Annotated in this window: 21 protein-coding genes; 7 read left to right on the top strand and 14 right to left on the bottom strand. The window is 64.1% G+C overall.

The genetic code is table 11. The features are described from left to right. Positions 1-153: 153 nt before the first annotated feature. The gene (locus tag D6Z43_RS17920) at positions 154-1,407 is read left to right on the top strand and encodes a flavohemoglobin expression-modulating QEGLA motif protein (RefSeq protein ID WP_120653439.1); all 1,254 of its coding nucleotides are present in this window, start codon (positions 154-156) and stop codon (positions 1,405-1,407) included. Positions 1,408-1,521: 114 nt separating this feature from the next. On the opposite strand, the gene fdhA is transcribed toward D6Z43_RS17920, so the two are convergent. From fdhA to glyA, 7 genes are all read right to left on the bottom strand, one after another. Continuing rightward, positions 1,522-2,721, bottom strand: a complete 1,200-nt coding sequence (fdhA, locus tag D6Z43_RS17925) for a formaldehyde dehydrogenase, glutathione-independent (RefSeq protein WP_120653440.1) — start codon at positions 2,719-2,721, stop codon at positions 1,522-1,524. A gap of 213 nt (positions 2,722-2,934) precedes the next feature. Further along, positions 2,935-3,798: a formyltetrahydrofolate deformylase gene (purU, locus tag D6Z43_RS17930; protein ID WP_120653441.1), complete on the bottom strand. Its 864-nt coding sequence runs from the start codon at positions 3,796-3,798 to the stop codon at positions 2,935-2,937. Positions 3,799-3,945: 147 nt separating this feature from the next. After that, a complete protein-coding gene (locus tag D6Z43_RS17935; protein WP_120653442.1) occupies positions 3,946-4,575 on the bottom strand; it encodes a sarcosine oxidase subunit gamma in 630 nt (209 codons plus the stop codon). Next, positions 4,568-7,585, bottom strand: a complete 3,018-nt coding sequence (locus D6Z43_RS17940; RefSeq protein ID WP_120653443.1) for a sarcosine oxidase subunit alpha — start codon at positions 7,583-7,585, stop codon at positions 4,568-4,570. The genes D6Z43_RS17935 and D6Z43_RS17940 overlap by 8 nt, the downstream gene beginning before the upstream one ends. Next, on the bottom strand, positions 7,582-7,908 hold the full coding sequence (locus D6Z43_RS17945; RefSeq protein ID WP_120653444.1) for a sarcosine oxidase subunit delta: 327 nt from the start codon (positions 7,906-7,908) through the stop codon (positions 7,582-7,584). Before D6Z43_RS17945 ends, D6Z43_RS17940 begins: the two co-directional genes overlap by 4 nt. Positions 7,909-7,919: 11 nt before the next feature. After that, a complete protein-coding gene (locus D6Z43_RS17950; RefSeq protein ID WP_120653445.1) occupies positions 7,920-9,170 on the bottom strand; it encodes a sarcosine oxidase subunit beta in 1,251 nt (416 codons plus the stop codon). Between the two features lie 15 nt (positions 9,171-9,185). Continuing rightward, positions 9,186-10,439: a serine hydroxymethyltransferase gene (gene glyA, locus D6Z43_RS17955; protein ID WP_120653446.1), complete on the bottom strand. Its 1,254-nt coding sequence runs from the start codon at positions 10,437-10,439 to the stop codon at positions 9,186-9,188. Between the two features lie 380 nt (positions 10,440-10,819). Between glyA and D6Z43_RS17960 the strand changes: the two genes are divergently transcribed. Beyond that, positions 10,820-11,839 carry a GlxA family transcriptional regulator gene (locus D6Z43_RS17960; RefSeq protein ID WP_120653447.1) on the top strand — a complete coding sequence of 340 codons (1,020 nt, stop codon included), beginning with the start codon at positions 10,820-10,822 and terminating at the stop codon, positions 11,837-11,839. Between the two features lie 195 nt (positions 11,840-12,034). On the opposite strand, the gene D6Z43_RS17965 is transcribed toward D6Z43_RS17960, so the two are convergent. The 6 genes from D6Z43_RS17965 to D6Z43_RS17995 form a co-directional block, all read right to left on the bottom strand. Further along, positions 12,035-13,429, bottom strand: a complete 1,395-nt coding sequence (locus tag D6Z43_RS17965; protein ID WP_120653448.1) for a cytosine permease — start codon at positions 13,427-13,429, stop codon at positions 12,035-12,037. 87 nt (positions 13,430-13,516) lie between these two features. Continuing rightward, on the bottom strand, positions 13,517-14,299 hold the full coding sequence (locus D6Z43_RS17970) for a creatininase (protein ID WP_120653449.1): 783 nt from the start codon (positions 14,297-14,299) through the stop codon (positions 13,517-13,519). 115 nt (positions 14,300-14,414) lie between these two features. Then, positions 14,415-15,758 carry an MFS transporter gene (locus D6Z43_RS17975; RefSeq protein WP_120653450.1) on the bottom strand — a complete coding sequence of 448 codons (1,344 nt, stop codon included), beginning with the start codon at positions 15,756-15,758 and terminating at the stop codon, positions 14,415-14,417. Between the two features lie 293 nt (positions 15,759-16,051). Next, the gene (locus tag D6Z43_RS17980; protein ID WP_120653451.1) at positions 16,052-17,263 is read right to left on the bottom strand and encodes a M24 family metallopeptidase; all 1,212 of its coding nucleotides are present in this window, start codon (positions 17,261-17,263) and stop codon (positions 16,052-16,054) included. Between the two features lie 450 nt (positions 17,264-17,713). Then, positions 17,714-18,508: a GlxA family transcriptional regulator gene (locus tag D6Z43_RS17990; RefSeq protein WP_120653453.1), complete on the bottom strand. Its 795-nt coding sequence runs from the start codon at positions 18,506-18,508 to the stop codon at positions 17,714-17,716. A gap of 4 nt (positions 18,509-18,512) precedes the next feature. Beyond that, entirely contained in the window at positions 18,513-19,889 is a 1,377-nt protein-coding gene (locus tag D6Z43_RS17995) for an L-serine ammonia-lyase (RefSeq protein WP_120653454.1), read from the bottom strand. A 514-nt stretch (positions 19,890-20,403) separates the two neighbouring features. On the opposite strand from D6Z43_RS17995, the gene D6Z43_RS18000 reads away from it, so the two are divergent. From D6Z43_RS18000 to D6Z43_RS18010, 3 genes are read left to right on the top strand one after another with little or no spacing between them, the layout of a single operon-like run. After that, positions 20,404-20,802: a thioesterase family protein gene (locus D6Z43_RS18000; protein WP_120653455.1), complete on the top strand. Its 399-nt coding sequence runs from the start codon at positions 20,404-20,406 to the stop codon at positions 20,800-20,802. Positions 20,803-20,814: 12 nt separating this feature from the next. Next, complete coding sequence (locus tag D6Z43_RS18005) at positions 20,815-21,717, top strand: alpha/beta fold hydrolase (RefSeq protein WP_120653456.1); 903 nt, start codon at positions 20,815-20,817, stop codon at positions 21,715-21,717. A gap of 1 nt (position 21,718) precedes the next feature. Further along, the gene (locus D6Z43_RS18010; RefSeq protein ID WP_120653457.1) at positions 21,719-22,138 is read left to right on the top strand and encodes a thioesterase family protein; all 420 of its coding nucleotides are present in this window, start codon (positions 21,719-21,721) and stop codon (positions 22,136-22,138) included. Positions 22,139-22,239: 101 nt separating this feature from the next. Here D6Z43_RS18010 and D6Z43_RS18015 read toward each other — a convergent pair whose 3' ends face one another. Continuing rightward, positions 22,240-22,542: a hypothetical protein gene (locus D6Z43_RS18015; RefSeq protein ID WP_120653458.1), complete on the bottom strand. Its 303-nt coding sequence runs from the start codon at positions 22,540-22,542 to the stop codon at positions 22,240-22,242. A gap of 207 nt (positions 22,543-22,749) precedes the next feature. Between D6Z43_RS18015 and D6Z43_RS18020 the strand changes: the two genes are divergently transcribed. Beyond that, entirely contained in the window at positions 22,750-23,790 is a 1,041-nt protein-coding gene (locus D6Z43_RS18020) for a low specificity L-threonine aldolase (protein ID WP_120653459.1), read from the top strand. Between the two features lie 877 nt (positions 23,791-24,667). Next, positions 24,668-26,713, top strand: a complete 2,046-nt coding sequence (gene fusA, locus D6Z43_RS18025; protein WP_120653460.1) for an elongation factor G — start codon at positions 24,668-24,670, stop codon at positions 26,711-26,713. Positions 26,714-26,788: the final 75 nt, after the last annotated feature.

Here is a 26,788-nt window from a genome sequence, read left to right on the forward strand (position 1 = left end):
GTACCGGACTGTGAGCGGAGACTCGGCCTTATGACTGCGGCACCGGGGTCTGCGTTCCCGACATTCTGTCGGTTGCCTGGCGTCGCCCCCGGACATCCCTGCACACGGCAGCCGTGAACTAGCCTTGAAGAACACCCTCCCCGGTCTGCCGCCATGAGCGAAAACCGCATCGCCGAACTCGATGCTGCCCTCCCCGGCCTGGCACGCAAGATTCGCGTACTGGAAGCCATTGCCTGGCCCGATGGCATCGAAGAACGCTTTCTCGACGACTGGCGCGCCGGGCGCCCGAGACTCCCCGAAGTGGCACTGACCCCCCGGGATCACAGCGCCGAGATCGAAGCCCTGGAAACCCTTGCCGGCCAATGCGACAAGGGCCACCCGGCCGGCGCCTTCCTCGCCGCCACCGCACGCAGTTACGCCTGCGCCGGACACATGCTGGGCGCCATCGGCACGCCAGCCTTCAGCGACTACTCCGCGCGTCTCTACCAGCGTCCCGATCACTACTACGAACGGCAGAAAATGACGCCCCTGGACGCGGCGCGGTTCTTCCTCGACACCACCGACGCCCTTCTGGACAGTCGCTGCATCCCCGCGACCGACGCTTGCATCCCCGCCGAGGACTTCGCCACCTGGATGCGCACCGAAGTGGACGCTTTCTTCGGCCCCGACAAGGTTCGCGTCGTGGTGGACCCGGACCTCGCCTCAAAAGCCATCGCCGGCGCCACCCGCATCCGCCTGCGGGCTTCCGCGCGTTTTTCCGAGCTGGACAAGGCCCAGCTGCTGCAGCACGAGGCATTCGTCCATGCCGGTACCGCACTGAACGGTCGGGCGCAGAAGCGCCTGACCAGCCTGGCCCTTGGCGCACCGCGCACCACGCTGACCCAGGAGGGCATCGCCATGCTCGCCGAGCTGATCACCGGCAGCATCGACATCCAGCGGCTGCGCCGTATCGCCCTGCGAGTGGTGGCGGTACAGCAGGCACTCGACGGTGCCGACTTCATTGAGGTGTTCAAGGGCTTCCTGGACGCAGGGCAGACCGAAGAAGAGTCGTTCCGCTCAACCCAGCGCGTGTTCCGAGGCGCCGATGTCCGCGGTGGCAGTGCTTTCACGAAGGACGCGTGCTACGTGATCGGCATGCTTGGCGTGCACACCCTGTTGCGCGTGGCGGTGCGCGACAACCGCCCGGAATTGCTGCGCCAGCTGTTCGCCGGGCGGATGAGCGCAGGCGACGTGGTGCGCCTGTCGCCGCTGTTCGAATCCGGCTGGCTGGAGCAGCCACGCTACGTTCCGCCCTGGGCCGCCGACCTGCGTCGCCTGGCCGCTACCCTGGCGTTCTCCGCCTTCGTCGGGCGGATCAAGCTGGATATGGTGAGTCTCGAGCGCTTTGTCGAACTGGAAGAAGAATGATGCCCTTGCAGGTTTACTACTTTTCGCCGGATACAAAAAAAGGGGCCCCGAAGGGCCCCTTGAGGGACAGACGCCGCGGCTGTCACATCACGGCGTCGGGGGTATTGCAGTCGATCAGGCCGCGCTGAAGGTCTTGTGCGGGTCGATGACGAACTTCTTCGGCACGCCGGCATCGAACTCGCCATAGCCACGCGGTGCGTCGTCCAGGCTGATGACCTGCACGCCCACCACTTCGGCGATATTGATGCGGTCCCACATGATCGCTTGCATGAGTGCGCGGTTGTACTTCATCACCGGGGTCTGGCCAGTGTGGAAGCTGTGGGATTTCGCCCAGCCGAGGCCGAAGCGAATACTCAGGCTGCCGATCTTCGCCGCGGCGTCCACGGCACCCGGATCTTCGGTGACGTAAAGGCCGGGGATACCGATCTTGCCGGCCACGCGGGTGACTTGCATGAGCGAGTTCAGCACAGTGGCCGGGGCTTCGTGCTTGGCACCTTCGTGGCCGTGGCCGCGAGCTTCGAAGCCCACCGCATCCACCGCGCAATCCACTTCCGGCTCTCCCAGCAGCGCAGCGATCTGCTCGTGCAGCGGGGTGTCCAGCGACAGGTCGGCGATCTCGAAGCCCTGCGCCTTGGCGTGGGCCAGTCGGGCGGGGTTGAGGTCGCCGACGATAACCACGGCGGCGCCCAGCAGGCGAGCGGAGGCGGCAGCGGCCAGGCCGACCGGGCCGGCACCGGCCACATACACGGTGCTGCCCGGGCCAACGCCGGCAGTTACGGCGCCGTGGTAGCCGGTGGGCAGGATGTCGGAAAGGCAGGTCAGGTCACGGATCTTCTCCATGGCCTTGTCGCGATCCGGCAGCTTGAGCAGGTTGAAGTCGGCGTAGGGCACCAGCACGTACTCGGCCTGGCCACCGGTCCAGTCGCCCATGTCGACATAGCCGTAGGCGCCGCCAGCGCGGGCCGGATTGACGGTCAGGCAAACGCCGGTGTGCATTTCCTTGCAGGAACGGCAGCGGCCGCAGGCCACGTTGAAGGGTACGGAAACCAGGTCGCCGATCTGCAGGTTCTCTACGTCACGGCCCTTCTCGATCACCTCACCGGTGATCTCGTGGCCAAGCACGAGGCCTACCTGGGCGGTGGTACGACCGCGCACCATGTGCTGGTCCGAGCCGCAGATGTTGGTGGAGACGACTTTCAGGATGACCCCGTGCTCGATCTTCTTGCCGCGAGGGTCCTGCATTTTGGGGTAGTCGATCTTCTGGACTTCGACCTTGCCCGAACCGAGATAAACGACACCACGATTACCAGACATGCGTAATTCTCCGTTGTTGTTGTGAATACAAAGGCGCGACCGACGGCCACGCGGCCTTGCACTGGAGCTTGCGTCTGTTGCCGGAGCCCACCGGTGAAACCTGGCAGAGGCGGACTCCGTGAAAGCAGGGTGCGCCGTGCGCACCATTGAATCTGACGGAAGAAGGCGCACCCTCTCCCCCGACCCTCTCCCGGAAGGGAGAGGGGAAAAGCCTCAAGCGTTGAGCACCACCGTGCGGTTGGCGTTGAGGAACACCCGGCGTTCGATGTGGTAGCCGACGGCTTTGGCCAGGGTCAGGCACTCGATGTCGCGGCCCTTGGCGATCAGGTCTTCGGGGTAGTGCGCGTGATCCACCGCTTCGACGCCCTGGGCGATGATCGGACCTTCGTCCAGGTCGTTATTGATGTAATGCGCCGTGGCCCCCACCAGCTTGACGCCCTTCTGGTAGGCCTGGTGGTAGGGCTTGGCGCCCTTGAAGCCGGGCAGCAGCGAGTGGTGGATGTTGATTGCCCAGCCATCGAGCCTTTTGCACAACTCGGGTGACAGCACCTGCATGTAGCGGGCGAGCACCACCAGTTCGGCACCCGTGTCCTCGATCACCTGCAACACCTTGCGCTCTTGCGACGGCTTGTCGTTCGGGTCGAGGGGGAAGTGGTGATAGGGAATCCCGTGCCAGCGGGCGAGCGGCTCCAGGTCCGGGTGGTTGGACACCACTGCGACCACATCCATGGCCAACTGGCCGATACGCTGGCGATAGAGCAGGTCGTTCAGGCAGTGGTCGGCCTTGGACACCATCAGCACCACCTTCGCGCGATAACCGGGCGGCGTCAGTTCCACCTGCATATCGAAGGGCGCCAGGCGCTCGGCGAGGCCGGCGCGGAAGGACTGCTCGTCGAAGTCGTCCGGCTGGCGGAACTCGACACGGATGAAGAAGCGCGAAGACAGCCGGTCATCGAAGGAATGGTGTTCGGTGACGTAGCAGCGCTGCTCGAAGAGAAAGCGCGTCACTGCATCCACGGTACCGAGCACGCTCGGGCAGTGGGCGGTGAGAATCCAAGTATCGGGTGTGCGGCTCATCTCGATCTCCAACGGCGCAACAACGTAGGTTGGTGCTGAGCTTGCGAAGCCCAACAAGGAGCGCGCAGCGCTCCCTGAAGTCCATCCGGGCCCCGAGTCGTTGGGCTTCGCTGCGCTCTGCACCAACCTACGAGGAACCCGTATCGGTCAGGCCTTCACCGCCAGTCCGTATTCCGCGCTGGCATCCTGCAGCCAGAGCCAGAAGTAGTCGGAGAAGCTGCGGCGGATCAGCAGTTCCCAGGTGTCTTCGCCGGTATGGCGAATCACCAGCGAGGCCTTGGCAAAGGTGCTGCCAACGGCCTTGCCCACCGGGAAGTTGCTCGGGTGCACGTCGTAGGGGGTCGACTTCATCAGGACCTCGCGGGCTTTGGGCCCGGAGAGCTCGAGAATGGTCTGGCCGCCGCTGACGTTGACCACGGAGATGTGCTGGCCGTCCAGCGCCTTGCGCAGACGCTGTTCGACCTCGAACTCCTGGCCGCTCGGCACGATCAGCAGCCACTCGTCCGGCCCCAGCCACTGCAGCGAAGTCTCGCCACTGGCTACCAGGGTCAGGGCCACCGGCAGCTCCAGGCCCAGGGCGCTGTGCACGCCACCAGCGAAAGCCGGGTCCTTGGCGTCACCACGGATCACCAGGTGGCCGAGGAGCTTCTTCTCGCGCAGGGTAACCCCTGCGCTGCTCTTGCCTTTGCGCGCCAGCTCGTCGAGGCCGGCGTGGTACAGCGGCGATTCGGCATGGGCGGCATCAGGACGCTGTTTGTAGACGTTCACGTTAGACATTCTGGCGGTCCCCTTTCGGGTCATAGAACACGGAGCTGCAGATTTCGGCTTCGATCACGCTGCCATCGGCCAGCGGTGCGAACACGCGCTCGCCCATGCGCTTGAGGCCACCCTTGACCACGGCCATGGCGAAGGAATAACCCAGGGTCGCGCTCATGTAGCTGGAGGTGACGTGGCCGACCATCTTCATGGGGATGGACTGCTTCGGATCGAACACCAGCTGGGCGCCTTCCGGCAGCACCTTGTTCGGATCGATGGGTTTGAGGCCCACCAGTTGCTTGCGGTCTTCGCGCAGGCAGTCCTCGCGGTTCATGCCACGCCAGCCGATCCAGGAGAAGGCCTTGTTGCGACCGACGCACCAGCCCATGTTCAGGTCGTCCGGGGTCACCGAACCGTCGGTGTCCTGGCCGACGATGATGAAGCCCTTCTCGGCCCGCAGTACGTGCATGGTTTCGGTGCCGTAGGGGGTCAGGTTGTACTTCTTGCCCGCCTCGACGATTTTTCCCCAAACGCCCAGGGCATAGTCGGCCTGCACGTTGACTTCGTAGGACAGCTCACCGGTGAACGAGATGCGGAACACTCGTGCCGGTACGCCACCCACCAGGCCTTCCTTCCAGGTCATGAAGGGGAAAGCATCCTTGTCCAGGTCGATGTCGGTAACTTCGGCCAGCAGCTTGCGGCTGTTGGGGCCGGACAGGGTCATGGTGGCCCAGTGGTCGGTGACCGAGGTGAAGTACACCTTCAGTTCCGGCCATTCGGTCTGGTGGTAGATTTCCAGCCATTCCATCACCCGAGCGGCACCGCCGGTGGTGGTGGTCATGATGAAGTGGTTCTCGCCGACGCAGGCGGTCACACCGTCGTCGAAGACCATGCCATCTTCCTTGCACATCAGGCCGTAGCGGGCCTTGCCCACGTCCAGCTTGGTCCAGGCGTTGGTGTACACGCGGTTGAGGAACTCACGCGCATCCGGGCCCTGGATATCGATCTTGCCCAGGGTGGAAGCGTCGAGGATGCCCACGCTGTCACGCACGGCCTTGCATTCGCGGGCCACTGCGGCGTGCATGTCTTCGCCGCGCTTGGGGAAGTACCACGGACGCTTCCACTGGCCGACGTCTTCGAACTCCGCACCCTGCTCCAGATGCCAGCGCTGCATCGCGGTGTAGCGCTTGGGCTCGAACAGGTGACCGCAGTGACGACCGGCTACCGCGCCGAAGGTCACCGGGGTGTAGTTCGGGCGGAACATGGTGGTGCCCATCTCGGCGATGCTGATGCCCATCGAACGGGCGGCAATGGCCAGACCGTTGATGTTGCCCAGCTTGCCCTGGTCGGTACCGAAGCCCAGCGCGGTGTAGCGCTTGACGTGTTCGACCGACTCGAAACCTTCACGGGTGGCCAGTTCGATACCGGCGGAGGTGACGTCGTTCTGCAGGTCGACGAACTGCTTCGGCGCGCGGGAAGTGGACTTGTCGTGGGGCACCTGGAACAGGCCCACGGACGCTTCTTCCTTACGTTTCTCGGTCTTGGGCAGAGTGCCTTCGACCAGTTTGAAGCCGGCTTCGCCAGCAGCCTTGGCACCGGCCTCGAAACCGTCGGCCAGAGCATCGCCCAGACCGAACACGCCATTCACGGCACCGGCGCAGATGCGCTTCTGGAAGCCCTCGCCGGGCACGAAGGCGAGGATGTCTTCACGCCAGGTCGGCTTGCCGCCCAGGTGCGACGCCAGGTGTACCACCGGGCTGTAGCCGCCGGAGCTGGCAATCAGGTCGCATTCCACCACTTCACCCGGACTGGTGACCTTGTGGCTCTTCAGATCGATGGCGCAGATGCGGGCACCTGTGACGCGCTTGCTGCCACGCGCCTCGACCACGGCGCTGCCGGTGAGGATACGTACGCCACGGGCGCGGGCCTCTTCGACCCAGGCACCGCGCGGGTTGCTGCGGGCGTCGGCCACGGCCACCACTTTCTGGCCGGCGTCGAGCCAGTCCAGCACGACACGGTAGGCGTAGTCGTTGTTGGTGGACAGCACCAGTTGGCGGCCCGGGGCCACACCATAGCGATTCACGTAGGTGGAGATGGCGCCGGCGAGCATGTTGCCGGGGACATCGTTGTTCGAATACACCAGCGGACGCTCGTGGGCACCGGCGGCCAGCACCACACGTTTGGCGCGGACGCGATGAACGCGGTGACGGGCCTGGCCATGGGGCGCGACTTCGCCCAGGTGGTCAGTCAGGCGCTGATGGATGGTGAGGAAGTTGTGGTCGTGATAGCCGTTCACCGTAGCGCGCGGCAGCAGGGTCACTTCCGGCAGTTTCGCCAGTTCAGCGATGGCCTTGGCCGCCCATTCCGAGGCGGGCTTGCCGTCCAGGGTCTCGCGGGTGTCCAGCAGGCTGCCGCCGAACTCTTCCTGCTCGTCAGCCAGGATCACGCGGGCACCGCTGCGGCCGGCGGCCAGTGCAGCGGCGATACCGGCAGGGCCGGCGCCGACCACCAGCACATCGCAGTACTGGTTCAGGTGGTCGTAGATGTCCGGGTCGACTTCCAGGGGCGCACGACCGAGGCCGGCGGCCTTGCGGATGTACTTCTCGTAGGTCAGCCACAGGTTCTGCGGATACATGAAGGTCTTGTAGTAGAACCCGGGCGGCATCATGCCACCGCCGACCTTGCCGAGGATGCCCATGACGTCGTTGTTCACATTCGGCCAGCCGTTGGTGCTGGTCGCCACCAGGCCTGCATAGAGGGCCTGCTGGGTGGCACGTACGTTCGGCACCTGGGAACTTTCGGTGGAGCCGATCTGCAGCACGGCATTGGGCTCTTCCGCACCGGCGGCGACGATGCCGCGCGGACGGGAGTACTTGAAGCTACGGCCGATGATATCGACGCCGTTGGCCAGCAATGCGGCTGCCAGGGTGTCGCCGGCAAAGCCCTGATAGTTCTGGCCGTTGAAGGTGAAGGTCAGCGGCTGGCTGCGATCGACGCGGCCACCCTTGGGAAGGCGATTGACCTGGCTCATGCCGTTACTCCTGCGGTCGCGGCTTTCTTGTCGCCGACGTTGGCCTCGGTGACAGTGGGCTTCTCACCGATCTTGTAGGTTTCGAGGATCTCGTAGCTCACGGTGTGGCGCGTGGCGTTGAAGTATTTGCGGCAGCCGGCAGCGTGCACCCACAGCTCGTGGTGGATGCCGCGCGGGTTGTCGCGGAAGAAGATGTAGTCGCCCCACTCCTCGTCGGTGCAGGCGTTGGCGTCCAGGGGGCGCGGAATGTGCGCCTGGCCCTTGGCATGGAATTCCTCTTCGGAGCGCAGCTCGCCACAGTAGGGGCAGAAAATGTGCAGCATGGCGATTCTCCTTAGTGAGCCACGGCAGCGGCGCCGTGCTCGTCGATCAGTGCGCCGGTATGGAAACGGTCGATGGAGAAGGGCTTGGCCAGCGGGTGCATCTCGCCACGCGCCAGGCTCGCCGCGAAGACGTGGCCCGAACCCGGAGTGGCCTTGAAGCCGCCGGTGCCCCAGCCGCAGTTGAAGAACAGGTTCTTCACCGGGGTCTTGGAGATGATCGGGCAGGCGTCCGGGGTGGTATCCACGATGCCGCCCCACTGACGGTTCATGCGCACGCGGGAGAGGATCGGGAACATCTCCACGATGGCCTGCAGGGTGTGTTCGATGGTCCCGTAGGAGCCACGTTGGCCGTAGCCGTTGTAACCGTCGATACCGGCACCGATGACCAGGTCGCCCTTGTCCGACTGGCTGATGTAGCCATGCACGGCGTTGGACATGATCACGCTGTGGATGATCGGCTTGATCGGCTCGGACACCAGGGCCTGCAGCGGGTGGGATTCCAGCGGCAGGCGGAAACCGGCCTGCTTGGCCATGTGGCCGGAGTTACCGGCGGTGACCACGCCGACGCGCTTGGCGCCAATGAAACCGCGATTGGTCTCGACACCGATCACCGCACCATCCTGCTTGCGGAAACCGAGCACCTCGGTGTTCTGCAGCAGGTCGACACCCAGGGCGTCGGCGGCGCGAGCGTAGCCCCAGGCTACGGCGTCGTGACGGGCCACGCCCCCACGACGCTGAACGGTGGAACCCATGATCGGATAACGGGTGTTCTTGCTGCAGTCGAGGAAAGGAATCTCCTCGGCTACCTGGCGGGCGTCCAGCAGTTCGCCGTCGACGCCGTTCAGGCGGTTTGCGTTCACCCGGCGCGCCGAGTCACGCATGTCCTGCAGGGTGTGGCAGAGGTTGTAGACACCGCGCTGGGAGAACATCACGTTGTAGTTCAGGTCCTGGGACAGGCCTTCCCACAACTTCATCGCGTGCTCGTACAGCTGTGCCGCCTCGTCCCACAGGTAGTTGGAGCGGACGATGGTGGTGTTGCGCGCGGTGTTGCCGCCGCCCAGCCAGCCCTTCTCCACTACCGCGACGTTCTTCACGCCGAATTCCTTGGCCAGGTAGTAGGCAGTGGCCAGGCCGTGGCCGCCACCGCCGACGATGATCACGTCATAGACCGGCTTCGGCGTCGGATTGCGCCACATGCGTTGCCAGTTCTCGTGGTGGCTCAGGGAGTGCTTGAACAGGCCGAAGCCGGAATAACGTTGCATGCTCGGACTCCTGGATCAGCGGTAGACGGGGAAGTCGGCGCAGAGGCCGGCAACCTGCTTGGCCACCTGGGCTTCGACGTCGGCATCGCCGAGGTGGTCGAGGATGTCGCAGATCCAGCCAGCCAGTTCGGTGCTCTGCGATTCCTTGAAGCCACGGCTGGTGATGGCCGGGGTGCCGATGCGGATGCCCGAGGTCACGAAAGGCGACTGTGGGTCGTTCGGTACGGCGTTCTTGTTCACGGTGATGCCGGCGCGGCCAAGGGCGGCGTCCGCTTCCTTGCCGGTCTTGCCCTGCTTGATCAGGCTGACCAGGAACAGGTGGTTGTCAGTACCGCCGGACACCACGTCGTAGCCGCGATCGATGAACACCTTGGCCATGGCCTGGGCGTTGTTGATCACCTGGGCCTGGTAATCCTTGAAGCCGGGTTCCAGCGCTTCCTTGAAGCACACGGCCTTGGCGGCGATCACGTGCATCAGCGGGCCACCCTGGGCGCCGGGGAACACGGCGGAGTTCAGCTTCTTCTCGATCTCTTCGTTGGACTTGGCCAGGATCAGGCCGCCACGCGGACCGCGCAGGGTCTTGTGGGTGGTGGTGGTAACCACATCGGCGTAGGGCAGCGGGTTGGGGTACAGGCCGGCGGCGACCAGGCCGGCGACGTGGGCCATGTCGACGAACAGCAGCGCACCCACCTTGTCGGCGATGGCACGGAAGCGCGGGAAGTCGAGGGTCTTGGAGTAGGCGGAGAAGCCGGCGACGATCATCTTCGGCTTGTGCTCGACAGCCAGGCGCTCGACCTCGTCGTAGTCGATCAGGCCGGTGGCGGTATCAAGACCGTATTGCACAGCGTTGTACAGCTTGCCGGAAGACGACACCTTGGCGCCGTGGGTCAGGTGGCCGCCGTGGGCCAGGCTCATTCCGAGGATAGTGTCGCCGGCGTTCAGCAGGGCCAGGTAGACGGCGCTGTTGGCCTGGGAACCGGAGTGCGGCTGGACGTTGGCGTAATCGGCGCCGAACAGTTGCTTGGCGCGGTCGATGGCCAGCTGCTCGACCTTGTCGACGAACTCGCAGCCGCCGTAGTAACGCTTGCCCGGATAGCCTTCGGCGTACTTGTTGGTCAGGCCGCTGCCCTGGGCTTCCATCACGCGCTTGCTGGTGTAGTTCTCCGAGGCGATCAGCTCGATGTGGTCTTCCTGACGGTGCTCTTCTTCCTGCATCGCGCTGAACAGTTCGTCGTCGTAACCCTGGATCTGGTCTTGCTTGCTGAACATCGATGATCTCCTGCGACAACCCGCTGTCGTCTCTGTTGTTTTGGGGGCCCGGAACCGACCACTGGAGGGCTGTCGGTATCTGCCTGTTGGGGCCGATTGTGCGAGTTAGCCCGACACCCCGTTTGCCTGTTTGCGACGTGTAAATGCCCAAACCTACCCTGCCGACGAAGGAATACCGTTCGATTACCGGAGACCGTCTCGCTGAACCCCGGATGTCGGGCAGGGACGCCGCTGATGCAGGGCTGGAATGGGTGTAAGCTGGACCCCGGCGCCGGCCCGCTCCAGCGCCGCAAAACAATAAAAAGACAGAACTGCACTTCGACTTCTGCCTCACCCGCCAATACCCAAAAACGACAGTCGATGCAGCGGAGGAAAAACCAATGGCTGTTGCAAACCTTGCGGCGCCGTCCGTCGACGAATTCCAGGCCCAGCCCCGGCCGGCCGCAGTGAAGACCTTCGGCTTTCTGCTGATCCCCAACTTCACCACCATCGGCTTCGCCTCGGCGATCGAGACCCTGCGCATGGCCAACCTGGCCGCCAAGCGCACCCTGTTCCACACCTTGCTGATCGCCGCCGACCACGAACCAGTGCAGGCCAGCAACGGCATGCGCGTGGTTCCCGATCACAGCCTTGACGACGCCCCCGAACTGGATGCCCTGTTCGTCGTCGGCTCCAACCCCATGCCGACCCGCTATGACCGGCGCCTGCTCAACTGGGTGCGCAAGCTGGCCCAGCACGACGTGGCACTGGGCGGAATCTGCACCGGCAGCCACCTGCTGGCCAGCGCTGAGCTGCTCAAGGGCTATCGCTGCACGGTGCACTGGGAAGACATCGAGCAGGTGAAGGACAAGTTCCCCGGCATCGTCATCTCCAACCAGCTGTTCGAGCTGGATCGCGACCGTTACACCTGCTCCGGCGGCACGGCGTCCATGGACATGACCCTGCAACTGATCGCCCGTGAGCCGGGTGGCGTGGAGATCGCCACCCGCGCTGCCGAACTGCTGCTCTGCGACCGCATGCGCAGCGCCCGCGAACAGCAGCGCATCCCCTTGCGGCAGAAGCTCGGCCACGCACAGCCGAAGCTGAGCCAGATCGTCGCAATCATGGAAGCCAACCTGGAAGAACCCCTGGAACTGGAAGAACTGGCGCAGCTCAACGAAGTGTCGGTGCGCCAACTGGAACGCTTGTTCCACAAGTACCTGGACCGCACCCCCAGCCAGTACTACCTGGAACTGCGCCTGAACCGCGCCCGCGACCTGCTGCTGCGCAGCGAGTCGCAGGTCCGCGACATTGCCCTGGCCTGCGGCTTCGCCTCACCGGCGCACTTCTCCAAGTGCTACAGCCGCTTCTTCGGCCACTCGCCGCGCGGCGAGCGCAAGCAGAGTCCCTTGCACTCCTGATCGGCGACCGAGAACTGTAGGGCGAATTCATTCGCCAAGGGCAGCGAAGCCGCCCCCCCTCAGGCTCACAGAGCAGACCTGTGGTCTGCTTGGCGAATGACTTAGCCCCTACAAGGGAGTCACCTTGTGCCTCGCCGAAAACAAAAACGCCGCCCTCCTCTCGGGGGCGGCGTTTTCATTTCCGTACCTCGCGCGTCAAGCGTCCTGTTCAACTCCTCCGCTCAGGGCCACTACCGGCTTCTTTGCCAACAGCCAATAGGCCAGCCCTGATACCAGGATGGCGGGGAAGCTCGCGGTGATCTGCTCGGCTACGTCCTTGAACACATGGGCCAACACGAAGTACACCGCAAAACCTAGCACCAGCGCAGTGATACCCGCCGGGTTCCAGCCATTGCTGCCGTAATAGGCGCCGCCGGACTCGGCAAAGAGGTCGCGGTCGCTGATGCGCTTGCCGCGCACGCAGAAGTAGTCGACCAGGATGATGGTCCAGAGCGGGATGAACAGGCCGCCGATGACGCCGAGGAAGGTCTCGAAGTAATGCAGGAAGGAGTCAAAGGCCATGGGCACGAAGCACAGCGCCAGCTGGAGCACAACGATAATCGCCAGGGCCTTTTTCGGGGTCAGGCTCTTGAACGCCCCCAGCAGCCCCATGCCGGAGCCGTAGAGCACGGTGACGTTGGTGCTGACGGTGGCGAAGATCAGCACCAGGAAGGACACCAGGCCTAGCCCCAGGGTAGCCAGGGTGGAGCTGGGGTCGGAGTTGTTGGGGTCGATGCTGCCGGTTTGCAGTGCCACCCCGATCGTGCCGATGGCGCCGATCAGCATGAACCAGCCCTGCCCTACGTTGAGCCCCAGCCAACTGCCCACGGTGGCAGCCTTGCCGGTCTTGGCGAAGCGTGAGAAGTCCGCCACCTGGGCCCAGGTCCAGGAGAAACCGAAGGCCAGGTCAATGTAGAAGGCCACCGAGTGGGCCGGGTTCGCCACCTTGAACGCCATCAGCTCACCCAGATCCCACTGCGACAGCACGATGTAGCTGACCCAGACACCGAGCACCAGCAGCAGCACGCCTGCCACGCGCTCCAGATAGCGGATCGCCTCATGGCCAAGGAAGGTGATGATGCCCTGCGCCACGGCGGTCAGCAGTATGCCGAGCACCATCGGTCCCGCCGAGCCGGGCTGGCCGAAGGTCGGCCAGCCGAACGCTGCGCCGAACACGTGGGTGAGGGAAATAGCGGCAATGAAGCTGTTCACGCTGGGCCAGCCGATCAGCACCAGGAACTGGGCCACGCCGGTCAGGCGCGACCCCTTGGTGCCCAGGGCGGGACGGGCCACCACGGCCGTACTGGCACCGTAGCGGTAGCCGATATAGGCCACTGCCGCCCATGGAATCATCATCAACGGTAGCCAGAGGAGGCTGTACTGCAGGACGAAGACCATGCCCAGTGAAGCGGCCATGCCGCCGAAAAACCAGGAACCGGTGTTGATGCCGGAACCGAACCAGGTCCACACGGTGTCGCCGAAGCCGTAGCTGCGCTCCGCCGGTTTGACCTGATTGAGTCCGTACTCTTTGTGCGCGTCTGAATTCGACATAGCTGAAACTTCCTCGCGAACCGCCGCGGCGGTCACTTGTTGTAATTGTGAAGTCGCTTGTTCTGTTCGGGGTGGCGCAATGCCTCGTCAGGTGGGCGGGAACTCCTCGCGGATAGCGTCGGCAATGCCCTGGACGCAGACCTCCAGGATCAACTCGCCCTTCTCTCGGCTGGCCGTCTTCGCCGACGACAGAGTGCCCGGCGCCGGCGTACGGGCCGGGTCGACCGGAAACACGTCATAGGGTGGGAAGGTTGCAGGTGGGTGATCGACGACGCGGTCCAGGTCCACCAGGTCCGGGTACAAAGCCAGCATCAGGGAGGTCTCGAAGACGCCGCCGTGCTCGATGTCCCAGCCGAGGAAGCCCTCGGGATAGAGCTGCTGGATCACAGCCGGGTCCTTGACGAAGTCCCAGTAGGAGAGCACCACCACTTTGAAGTCCTGGATGCCGGCATAGCGCAGCTCGCGCAGGGCGAGGTCGATGCCTTCGACGATGAACATGGAATTTTCGTAGTGGCCGTTCATCAGTACCAGGCGACGCGCACCATGGCGCGCCAGCTCGCGGATGATGTCCTGCACCGTGCCAGTCAGGGTGGCGCCATCCAGGCTGGTGGTGCCGGGGAAGTGATTGCCGCCGCCGGACTTCTGCTGGGACTTGTAGCCGTACTGCAGCCCCGGCATGACCAGCGCACCAATGCGCTCGGCGACCCGCTTGCACACCGCCGTGGGCAGCAGCACATCGACGTTCATGCACATGTGATGGCCGTGCTGTTCCAGGGCGCCGACCGGCAGCATGAGCACGCAGTCACCTGCCGCGACACGCGCCTCGTACTCCTTCCAGGTCAGCTCACCTACAAAAACACTCTTGCTCATCGAAATACTCCAGGAATTGTCGGCGCCAGACGGACTTCCGCTCATGGCATTGCAGCAGAAGTGAATGGCCGACTTTTGTACGTATCCGACCCGAAGTTGGCAGGATCGCCAGTCCTCAGTCGTCCGCCAGTGCGCGGTGCGCCGTCTCGCAGATGCACAGCATCGCCAGCAGGGCCACGGCCGCCGCTGCCACCAGCATCCAGGCCGGTGCGAGCTTGTCGCCGGTCTGGCTGATCAACCAGGTGGCGATGAAAGGCGCGGTGCCGCCGAACAGGGCATTGGCCGTGTTGAAGCTGAAGGCGAAGCCGCTGTAGCGCACTCGTGTCGGGAAGACCTCGGCGAGGAAGCACGGCAGGGTGCCGTCGTTCATTGCCAACATCAGCCCGAAGGCGATCTGGATCAGCAGGATGAAGGCGAAGCCCTGCCCTTCGAGCAGACCGAACAGCGGCACCGTGAGCCCCAGGAACAGCAGCGACGCACCGATCAGCATGGTTTTGCGGCCGAAGCGGTCGGACAGCTTGCCCATCAGGAAGATGAAACCGATGTAGGTCGCCAGCGACACGGTAGACGCCAGGAAGGAATCGGTTTCGTTCATGCCCATCTCGGTGGATAGATAGGTCGGCATGTAGCTGAGGATCAGGTAGAAGGCCACCGCGTTGAGGCAGGTGACGCCAATGGCCACCAGCACCTTCCTGCGGTGCACGCCCATGAGTTCGCGGATCGGCACTTTGTGCTCCGCTTCCTTCTTCTCCATCGCCTGTTCCATTTCGCGGAACTTGGGGGTGTCCTGCAGGTGCAGGCGAATGTAGCGGCCAATCAGGCCCAGCGGCGCGGCCAACAGGAACGGAATACGCCAGCCCCAGCTGTGCAGTTGCTCGGTATCGAGCTGCGAATAGAGCAGTGCCGCGAACAGCGAACCGAACAGCAACCCCGCCGCCGTACTGGCCGGCACCAGGCAGGTGTAGAAACCGCGCTTGTTGTCTGGCGCGTACTCGGCGAGGAAGGCCGCCGCGCCGGCGTATTCCCCGGAGGCGGAGAAGCCCTGCACCAGGCGGATCAGCAGGAGCAGCAGCGGCGCGAACATGCCCACCTGGGCGTAGGTCGGCAGCAGCGCGATGCAGAAAGTGGCGCCAGACATGATGAGGATGGACAGGGACAGGGCGTTACGCCGGCCGTAACGGTCGCCGATATGGCCCCAGACGATGCCGCCGATGGGGCGGACGATGAACGAAATGGCGAACACCGCGAAAGCCGCCAGCAGGCCGGTGGTCTTGTCGGTGGCAGGGAAGAACACGACTGCGATCACCGCGGCCAGATAGCCGTAGGCGGCGTAGTCGAACCACTCCACGAAGTTGCCCATGAAGCTGGCGGTCGCCGCGCGGCGGAGGGTGCTGCGCTCGCTGCTGGCCATCTGGCTGTCGGACTGGCCATAGGCCAGGGTCTGGTTGGATGTACTCATTGGGCACCTCCGTCGATCGGGAGGTGCGCCTGGAAGACTGGAGTATGGACGGGAGCGCCCCGACCGTTGTTGAAGGACACACTGTCGGCCGCTCCCCGGAGGAGCGTTCCTGCAATAAACCTGACCATTGCCTGTACCTCTATTGTTATGTCGTGTTAGTTCGGCAGCGGGTAGTCAAAGGGCGGCGCGTGCGCGGGGCATGGGCCCCGTGAATGCCGCGCGTCGATTCTTGTTGTGGTGAGGCAAAACCACGGCCCGCGCAGGAGGTCGGCTCTGCGCGGGCGTGGGTTGGATCATTTGCGGATGATGTTTTTCTCCGGGCCGTAGGGGAACTTGGTGATGTTTTCGGCACCGTTCTCATTGACGATCAGGATGTCGTGCTCGCGGTAGCCACCGGAGCCCGGCAGGCCCTCCGGCAGCATGATCATCGGTTCCATGGACACCACCATGCCCGGCTCCAGCACCGTGTCGATGTCCTCTCGCAGCTCCAGCCCGGCCTCGCGGCCGTAGTAGTGGCTGAGGGTGCCGAAGGAGTGGCCGTAGCCAAAGGTGCGGTACTGCAGCACGTCGTGCTTGAGGAATATCTCGTTCAGCTCGCGGGCGATATCGCTGCAGCGCGCACCGGGCTTGATCAGTTTGAGGCCGGCTTCGTGGACCTCGACGTTGACCTGCCACAGCCGCAGGTGGTCGTCGGAGCAATGGTCGAGGAACAGGGTGCGCTCCAGCGCGGTGTAGTAGCCGGCGATCATCGGGAAGCAGTTGAGGCTGAGGATGTCGCCCTTGTTCACCTTGCGGGTGGTCACCGGATTGTGCGCACCGTCAGTGTTGATGCCGGACTGGAACCAGGTCCAGGTGTCCATCAGCTCCACTTCTTCGAAGGTGTCGGCAATGGCGCGGACCATGGCCTGGGTGGCGTGCAGCGCCACTTCATACTCCGGCACCTGGTCACGCAGCGCTTCCACCACCGCCGCGCCACCGATGTCGGCGATGCGCGCGCCGTGACGGATCATCACGTGCTCTTCGGCGGACTTGATCATGCGCATGCGCATGCAAGCGGCGGCCACGTCGACCAGTTCGGCCTCTGGATAGCGGGCGGCCAGCTTGTCGCGGTTCTGCAGGTTCAGGTGGTCGTGTTCGATGCCGATGCGGCGGGCCTTGGGCAGGGCCTGCTGGATGGCGACAAAGTAGTTATCGCGCTGCCAATCGGTGTAGACGATGTTGTCGGTGCCGACGGTGCGGCGCCACGGCTGGCCACCGTCGATGTTGGCGCTGATGCTGATGACGTCGTCCTGGGTGACCACCAGGGCATAGGGGCGGCCGAAGGAGCAGTAGAGGAAGTCGGAGTAGTAATTGATGTTGTGGTACGAGGTGAAGATCGCGGCGTCGATTTTCTCCGCTGCCAGATGAGCGCGCAGCTTGGCTTGGCGGTTGGCGTATTCCTGGGCGGAGAAGGTGGAGCGAACCTTGTCGCCGTTACGGATGCGGAGTGTCTTGGGCATTTGCATGGCGGTGAACCCTTGTTGTTTTCCACTGACTCGACACACCGGGCTGGTGGGCCGTTGGAAAGCATTGCAACAGAAGCCCCCCACCATCTTTTGTACGAATCCGACCCGAAATTGGTCAGATCCGCTGAGGTCATTGCCGGGGCTCCGAGCGGGGTCAATTGCCCTCACCCAAAGGGAGAGGGCGCTTTCCGTGCGCAAGGGGGGCCGGGGGTGAGGGCAGTTGGGTTAACTCGGACTAGCCAGCAGGCGCGAATGCTCTTGTGTAGGGGCGAATTCATTCGCCAAGGGCGGCGCAGCTGCCCCCGACAAGGCCAATGGCAGGACTGCTTCCTGCTTGGCGAATGAATTCGCCCCTACAAGGAAAGCCCCGAGCCTTTCTGCCCCAGCAAAAAAACGGGCCCGGACCGTGCTGCCAGGCACGGGCGGGCCCTAAGGTGGTGCCAAGGGTGCTCAGTGCATCGCGGCGCGGCAGAGATGCGGCTTGTCCAGCCGTTCGTTGCTGGGCGGGATGCCGAAGTGCTCGCGGTAGCACTTGGAGAAATTCTGCGCGGAGACGAAGCCGCAGCCGAAGGCCACCTGCACCACCGGCAGGGCGGTCTGGCGCAGGAGCTGACGGGCACGCAGCAGGCGCAGCTTGAGGTAGTAGCGTGATGGCGAGCAGCACAGGTACTTCTGGAACAGCCTTTCCAATTGGCGCCGCGACAGCTCGATGAAGCTGGCCAGATCATCCAGTTCGATGGGCTCTTCCAGGTTGGCCTCCATCAACGCGATCACTTCCTGCAGCTTGGGCTGCGCGCTGGCGAGGGCATCGCGCAGGGTCAGCCGGCTGGCCCAGGCCGGAATACTTTCGCCGTCCTGAAGCAGACCGGCCTCGGCCAGCACAGCGCGGGCAGACCCCAGGGCACCCAGCTTCACGCCGTGGGCAGACAGGTCGCGGAGTTGCGCGAGCAATCCGGAGTCGGCGAGTGGCGCGCCGTCGCCGCCGCAGAGGATCAGGGCGTCCAGTTCGCGTGCCTCGGCGAGTCTGCCTTCGGGCGTCAGTTGCATGCCGTTGTCGGCGCGCACCGGGGTGCCGTCGCAAGTCAGGGTGCACCAGCGATAGAGGCCCGTTGCGGACAACTGGTTGGCCAGCCGCAACGACTCCAGCGCACCGGCCAGGGCGATCAGGCTGAATTCGTCCAGCAGCAGGAAGCCGATGGATTCGAGGCGCTGCAGGGGCTTGGCAAGAGTCTGGAAGGCGCTCATGGCATCAGCACTCCACGGCACTCACGGCCAGACCACCGCGCGAGGTTTCCTTGTATTTGTCGTGCATGTCGGCGCCGGTGTCGCGCATGGTGCGGATCACCCGGTCCAGCGAGATGAAGTGCTCGCCATCGCCGCGCAGCGCCATCTGCGCCGCGTTGATCGCCTTCACCGCGGCAATCGCGTTGCGCTCGATGCACGGCACCTGCACCAGCCCGCCCACCGGGTCGCAGGTCAGCCCGAGGTTGTGCTCCAGGCCGATCTCGGCGGCATTCTCCAGCTGCGCCGGGGTCGCCCCCAGCACTTCCGCCAGCCCCGCCGCCGCCATCGCGCAGGCCGAGCCGACTTCGCCCTGGCAGCCCACTTCGGCACCCGAGATGGACGCGTTCTTCTTGCACAGGATGCCCACCGCCGCCGCGCCGAGGAAGAAGTTCACCACGTCGTCCTCGGTGGCCTCGGGGTTGAAGCGCATGTAGTAGTGCAGCACCGCCGGGATGATCCCCGCCGCGCCGTTGGTGGGCGCGGTGACCATGCGCCCGCCGGCGGCGTTTTCCTCGTTCACCGCCAGGGCGTAGAGGTTCACCCATTCCATCGCGCTCATGGTCGAGCCAATGACGTTGGGCTTACCCAGTTCCTGCAGGCTGCGGTGCAGCTTGGCGGCGCGCCGGCGCACGTTCAGCCCGCCGGGCAGGATGCCCTCGTGGCCGAGGCCGTTGGTCACGCACTCCTGCATGGCGTCCCAGAGCTTCAGCAGTCCGGCGCGGATCTCCGCTTCGCTGCGCCAGGCCTTCTCGTTGGCCAGCATCAGTTCGGCAATGCGCAGGTTGTGGCGCTGGCAGAGTTCCAGCAGCTCTTCGGCGCTGGAGAAGTCGTAAGGCAGCTCGGTGGTGTCCTGGTCGAGCTGGCCGGAGCGGGCCTGGGCCTCGTCGACCACGAAGCCGCCGCCGATGGAGTAGTAGGTGTCGCGGTGCAGTTCACCCGCCTCGCCTTCGACGATCAGCGTCATGGCGTTGGGGTGGTACGGCAAGTTTTCCTCGAGCAGCAGCAGGTCGCGCTGCCAGTCGAAGGCCACCGGGTGGCTGCCGCCCAACAGCAGTTCGCAGGACGCCTGCAGCGCCTCGATGCGCGGGGCGATCTGCTTCGGGTCGACCCGATCCGGCCATTCGCCCATCAGCCCGACCAGGGTCGCGCGGTCGGTGCCGTGGCCGACGCCGGTGGCCGACAGCGAGCCGTACAGGCGCACCTCGACCCGCGTCACCTGCTCCAGCAGGCCGCGCTCGCGCAGCGCCGTGGCAAACAGCGCCGCCGCCCGCATCGGGCCCACGGTGTGCGAGCTGGAAGGGCCGATACCGATCTTGAACAGGTCGAACACGCTGATAGCCATGCCGGTTCCCCGAATACATCTGTGGGAGCGATTTCAATCGCGATTGCAGGCCGCAGGCCTGCCCTTCCCTACAGGATTCTCCCGATCCGGCATCAGCAGAATCTGTCCGTATCCGACCCGAAAATGTACGGGGGCACCGCCCTCGCCCACAGAAACCGGGGATCATGCTGTGGATAAGCTGTAGAGCCACCGCCCAGCCCCAGGCACTGCGCCACTTCCAACCAAATGGTCAATTCTTGAACCATTTCAGCCACTTGTAGAAAGAGCTGCCCCCAGAATCTGTGCAGGGGCTTGTGGATAAGGTGTGAGCGTCCGGCCAGGGGCCCGGTGGCCGGGGCCTTTGCCGGAGCTGATCAGTAAATGCACAGCCCAGGGAAAATTAAACGCACGCTTAAATTTTGTAACCCGCGCCACCCCCGGCTTTGGCTGCTGGTATAAAAGTTTCCGTTCAAATTATGAGCAGCCCGAGACCCAGGCTAACGTTCAAGTCACAAGAACAACGGAGACCCGCCCCATGAATCCCGGCACCCAGGTAGAGGCTGATTTCATCGTCCTGCCCAGCGACACCGCCAAGGCCCTGCCCCTCTCCCCTGACGACGATTTCCCCGAGGTGTTCGCCACCTCACGCATGATCGCCCTGATGGAGCTGGCCGCATCGCGCTGCATGCGTCCCCTGCTGCAGGACGGCCAGCTCTCGGTGGGCGTCGGTGTGGATATCCGCCACCTCGGCGCCACCCCGGTGGGCGTCCGCGTATCGGCCCGCGCCACCTTCCTCGGTCAGGAAGGCAAACTCTACCTGTTCAAGGTCGAAGCCTTTGACGAGGGCGGCCTGATTGGCGAGGGCCAGCACAGCCGCGCCATCGTCGCCACCGACCGGCTGCTTGCCGGGGCCCATGCCCGCAACCAACGCTGAACCGAATTCCCCATGACACGACCCGATGCCCGGCCCCGGCGCTTGCGGCTGCCAGACGGCCGCACCCTGGCCTACCAGCTCTACGGCGCCAGCGAAGGCCGCCCGCTCTACTACTTCCACGGTTTTCCCGGCAGCCGCCTGCAAGCCGCGCTGCACCATGAACAAGCCCTGGCGGCCGACGTCTGCCTGGTAGCGCCGGATCGGCCCGGTTTCGGCTGGTCCGACTACCAGGCTGGTCGCAGCATCCTCGACTGGGCCGACGACGTGGCCTTCATGGCCGATACCCTTAGCCATCGGCGCTTCGGCGTGGTCGGCGTGTCTTGCGGTGGCCCCTATGCGCTGGCCTGTGCCCATCAGATGGGTCAGCGCCTGGACTACGTCGGGCTGCTGGCCGGCATGGGACCAATGGACATCCCCGAACTGCGTACGGCGCAATTGCCGGCTCTCAAGGTGATGTTCGGCCTTGCCCGCCTCCATCCCCGCTTTGCCAGCCCGCTGCTGTCACTGGATCGACTGATGTTCCTGCACACCCCGGAGCGCGCACTGAAAGGCCTCGCTGGCCTTCTGGCAGAGCCGGATCGCCAGTTGCTGACAGATGATCCACTGGCTGCGCAAGACTTCGCGACCTTTCTGGCCGAGGCCTATCGCCAAGGCATTCGCGGTGCCTGCCTGGAAGCTGGGCTGATCGCCGCGCCCCGTCCCTACGCGCTGGAAGATATCCAGGCGCCCGTGCACCTCTACCAGAGCGGCCTCGACCGCCACGTACCGGAGGCCATGGGGCGCTATCTCCAGGCGCGCTTGCCCCGCGCGAGCCTGCGCCTTTACCCACAAGAGGGGCATCTTTCCATCGTGATCAACCAGTTCCCCCAGGTGCTGGCGGACTTTGAACATTCCCGGCAGAACGAGGCAGCCTGACATGAGTGATTCCCTGACCTACCGCGGTGCCGTCTATCCCTGGCATTGCGATCACATGGGTCACATGAACGTGATGTGGTACGTCGGCAAGTTCGACGAAGCGACCTGGCAGCTCTTCACGCTGTTGGGCCTGGCCCCTTCGCGCCTGCGCGGGGAGAACGCCGGGATGGCGGCGGTGGAACAGCGGATCGAGTACCGCCGCGAGCTGCATGCCGGGGATGTGGTGTCCATTCACTCGCGGGTGCTGGAAGTGAAGGACAAGTCGATCCGCTTCTGCCACGAGATGCGCAATGACGAGACCGGCGAGATCGCCGCCGTCACGACCCTGGTGGGCGTGCACCTGGACACCTTGGCACGCAAGGCCCGGGCATTTCCGGAAGATGTCCGCACGCGGGCGTTGGCCTGGCAGCCCGTCGACTGACGGCTATCCCCACAAAGCGTGGACGTTCCTGTGGACAAACTGTGGGAGCGGCCACGCAGCCCGCGAAATGCCTGGGCTGCAGCCGATCGATCAGATTGTGTTCAGCCGTTCAGCTGACTCAGGCAGGACTGGGACACCTTGATCAGGCGTTGGTGAGTCTGTTCGGGCAAGGGGGTTTTCTGGGTCTTCAACACTTCGAGTTCGGTGGTGCTGAACTCGCTGCTGACGCGGTCGGCGGCGCAACTGCAATAACGCTGTAGCTTGTCGCCGGGGACATTGGCCTGGGCACTGGTCTTGCACTCCTGAATGAAGTGGTCGCGCTCGCCGCTCGGCCATTCGGCGGCTACGGCCGGCAGGCCGACCAGCACGGGGATGAACAGGGCAATCAGGGTCGGGTAACGCATGTCGGTTCCTCCTTCCTGGGCAGGGCGTCGCCGTGAGGCGGGCTCTTGGTTTCTGAGGGTTGGATGGCCTCGGGAGTTCCCCTTGCCTGACCAGGCGCCAGCCATGGAAAAGGATGTCGCCTCTAACGAATCCCAAGCGTCCAACCTGGCGTAAAGTTAGGCCCCATACGCCTGTGCCTGCAGGCGAACGGACAGAAGGACCAGGACATGACCGACCAGACCCAGCAATTCGCCAGCGACAACTACTCCGGTATCTGCCCGGAAGCGTGGGCCGCGATGGCCGAGGCCAATCGTGGCCATGAACGCGCCTATGGCGATGACCAGTGGACCGCGCGGGCCGCCGACCATTTCCGGGATTTGTTCGAAACCGACTGCGAAGTCTTCTTCGCCTTCAACGGCACCGCGGCCAACTCCCTCGCCCTTGCCTCTCTGTGCCAGAGCTACCACAGCGTGATCTGCTCCGAGACCGCCCACGTCGAGACCGACGAATGCGGCGCGCCGGAATTCTTCTCCAACGGGTCCAAGCTGCTGCTGGCCAAGACCACCGACGGCAAGCTGACCCCGGAGGCAATCCGCGAAATTGCCCTCAAGCGCCAGGACATCCACTATCCGAAACCCCGCGTTGTCACCCTTACCCAAGCTACCGAAGTGGGCACGGTCTACCGTCCCGAGGAAGTCCGCGCCATCAGCCAGGTGTGCAAGGAACTGGGCCTGAACCTGCACATGGACGGAGCGCGCTTCTCCAATGCCTGTGCCTTCCTCGGCTGCTCGCCGGCTGACCTGACCTGGAAGGCCGGGGTGGACGTACTCTGCTTTGGCGGTACCAAGAACGGCATGGCAGTAGGCGAGGCCATCCTCTTCTTCAATCGCGAGCTGGCCGAAGATTTCGACTACCGCTGCAAACAGGCCGGCCAGTTGGCTTCGAAAATGCGCTTCCTCGCCGCTCCCTGGGTTGGCCTGCTGCAGGACGATGCCTGGCTGCACTACGGCAAGCACGCCAACGCCTGCGCCCAGCTGCTGGCCGAACTGGTTGCCGACGTACCGGGCGTGAGCCTGATGTTCCCGGTGGAAGCCAACGGCGTGTTCCTGCAGATGTCCGAGCCGGCGCTGGACTACCTGCGCGCCAAGGGCTGGCGTTTCTATACCTTCATTGGCGCCGGTGGTGCCCGCTTCATGTGCTCCTGGGACACCGAGATGGATCGCGTGCGTGAATTGGCCGCGGATATCCGTGCGGCGATGGGGGCCTGATCCACGCCTCCCGCTTCCTTCCCCTGTGGGGGCGAATTCATTCGCTAAGGGCCGCGCAGTTGCGCCCTTGTCGCTCCGGCGGGCAGGCCTGCGGCCTGCATAGCGATTGAAATCGCCCCCACAAGTTTCTCCCACAGACGTGCGCCCCGCCCTTTTCCCGCCTTACCCCCGTTTTCCGTGGATCAAGCTGTGGACAATCTGTAGAGCCAAGGCTGCAGCCCGCGCCAGCCGTGGCATCCCAGTACTTGGATATTTTCTGATCTATTTCAAGAACTTGCGATTTATTCCACACAAAATCTGTGCAGCGAAAGGTACACAAACTGTGGAAAACTTCCTGAAGCCCTAGTCTCGCCTGCGATACACCGAATTGTTCATCTTTTGACCAAGCAACATCAGCGGGCCGATTACCCCCAGATCATGTGGATAAGACTGTGGAAAATCTGTTGATGCCGCTGTATAGCTAAAGCCCCGTCTTTTCTGGCCTTCAGCCTTTTTCACACAAAATAGATCCCGCTCGCCGAAAACTTTCACACAAAAGTCGTGAAGAACCCTGTGGAAAAACTCTTTGCAAGTCACCCAAAGCCAGCATTCGCGGGCTGTACAGCCTGTCGATCAATTACCGATCAGTCGAACTTTTTTGCTTCCGAACGCCCCTGATCGCACCTTGAACGGTGGAAAACCCTGCTCTTACTCACAAAGCCGGTGGATCCTTCTGTGGACAAGCTGTACAGACACTTGCCGGGACCAGGAATGGCGCGGCCTGCAGTGATTCGTACATTTTTCAAGCAATATCAACAGGTTGCGGAAAGCGCCGGACATCCGGGGCAGGCATGGGGCGCCTGCCTATACTGGAAACACCCAGTGTGCGGAGGTACTCATGGCGAACTACTCGGTGGAATCCATTCGAACGGTCGCCCTGGTCGGCCATGGCGACAGCGGCAAGACCAGCCTGACCGAAGCCCTGCTGCAGAGCAGCGGCGCGATTGCCAGCGCCGGCAGTCTGGAGCGCGGCGACACGGTTTGTGACTTCGATCCACTGGAGCGTGAGTACCGCCACTCCCTCGCCTCGGCCCTGGCGCACTGCAGCCACGCGGGTGCCGAACTCAATCTGATCGACACGCCCGGCTACCCGGACTTCATCGGCCAGTCCATTGCCGCCCTGGCGGCGGTGGAAACCGCACTGGTGGTGGTCAATGCACAGAGCGGCATCGAGCTGACCACGCGCCGCATGATGGCTATGGCCGCCGAACGCGGGCTGTGCCGGATGCTGGTGGTGAACAAGATCGACGCCGAGCGGGTCGATCTCCCCGCCTTGCTGGCCAACCTGCGGGAAGTCTTCGGTAAGGAGGTGCTGCCGCTGAACCTGCCAGCAGACAATGCGAGCCGCGTGGTGGATTGCTTCTTCGAGCCGGCCGGCGATGCCGACTTTTCCTCGGTGGCCGAAGCGCACCAGGCCCTGGTCGACCAGGTCGTGGAAGTAGACGAGGAACTGATGGCGCGCTACCTGGAGCAGGGCGAGATCGCTCCGGCGGAACTGCACGAACCCTTCGAGCGGGCACTGCGCGAAGGGCACCTGATTCCCCTGTGCTTCACCTCTGCACGCACCGGTGCGGGAGTGGCCGAGTTGTTGGATATCCTTGCGCGCCTGGCTCCCAACCCAACTGAGGGCAACCCCCCGCTCTTTCTCAAGGGCGAGGGAGCGAATGCCAAAACCTTCCGTTCCCGGCCTGACCCACAGCAACACGTACTGGCCCACGTCTTCAAGGTGGTGATCGACCCCTTCGTGGGAAAGCTGGGCATTTTCCGTGTACACCAGGGCACCCTGATGCGCGACATGCAGTTGTTCGTCGGCGATGGGCGCAAGCCTTTCAAGCTCGGTCATCTTCTGCGCCTGCAAGGCAAGCGCCATGAGGAAGTGACCCGACTGGTCCCCGGTGATTTCGGTGCCCTGACCAAGGTGGACGAAGTGGAGTTCGATTCGGTCCTGCACGACTCCCACGACGAGGACCAGATTCATCTCAAGCCCCTGGATTTCCCAGCGCCCATGCAAGGCCTCGCAATCGAGGCCAAACGCCGCGGCGATGAACAGCGCATCGCCGAGGTGCTAAGCCGGCTGCAGGCAGAGGACCCGTGCGTGAAGCTGGACTACCAGGCCTCCACCCAGGAGACCGTGTTGCGCGGCATGGGCGAGCTGCACTTGCGCTACCTGCTGGATCGCATCACCGGCACCTACAAGCTGGAAGTGGAAACCCGTCCGCCCAAGGTCCCTTATCGCGAAGCCATTACCCGCCCCGCCGAGGGGCACAGCCGACACAAGAAGCAGACCGGCGGCGCCGGCCAGTTCGGCGAGGTGTTCCTGCGCATCGAGCCATTGCCGCGCGGCAGCGGGTTCGCCTTCACCGATGAGGTGAAGGGCGGCGTGATTCCGTCGCAGTTCATACTCTCGGTGGAGAAGGGCGTGCGCTCGGTACTCGCCTGCGGGCCGCTGGCGGGCCTTCCGGTAGAGGACCTCAAGGTCACTGTCTATGACGGCAAGCACCACCCGGTGGACTCGAAGGACATCGCTTTCCAGGCTGCCGGACGCAAGGCCATGCTCGATGCCCTGCGCGCCGCCTCCGAAGTGGTGCTCGAACCAGTGGTGGCGGTAGAAGTAACCGCGCCGGAAGCCAATCTTGGGGATATCACGACGGACCTCATCGGCCGTCGCGGCCAGGTCACCGGTACAGAGTCGCTGTCCCAGGGCCTCGCGCTGGTATTCGGCCAGGTTCCCCTGGCAGAGCTGGACGGCTACGCCGGTCGCCTCAAGGCAATCACTCAGGGCCATGGCGCCTTCAGCATGATCCTCAGCCACTACAGCGCCGCGCCGCAGGACGTGCAGCAGAAACTTGCCGGGAGCTACAAGGCGGTGCAGGAGGAGGATTGAAGCGGGTGCAACTGCGGTGTTGTCTTCTGTAGGAGCGAATTCATTCGCGGAAGCGGACCGAAAGTTCGTCGTGAA

The sequence above is a fragment of the Pseudomonas sp. DY-1 genome, from assembly GCF_003626975.1.
Lineage (GTDB): Bacteria > Pseudomonadota > Gammaproteobacteria > Pseudomonadales > Pseudomonadaceae > Metapseudomonas.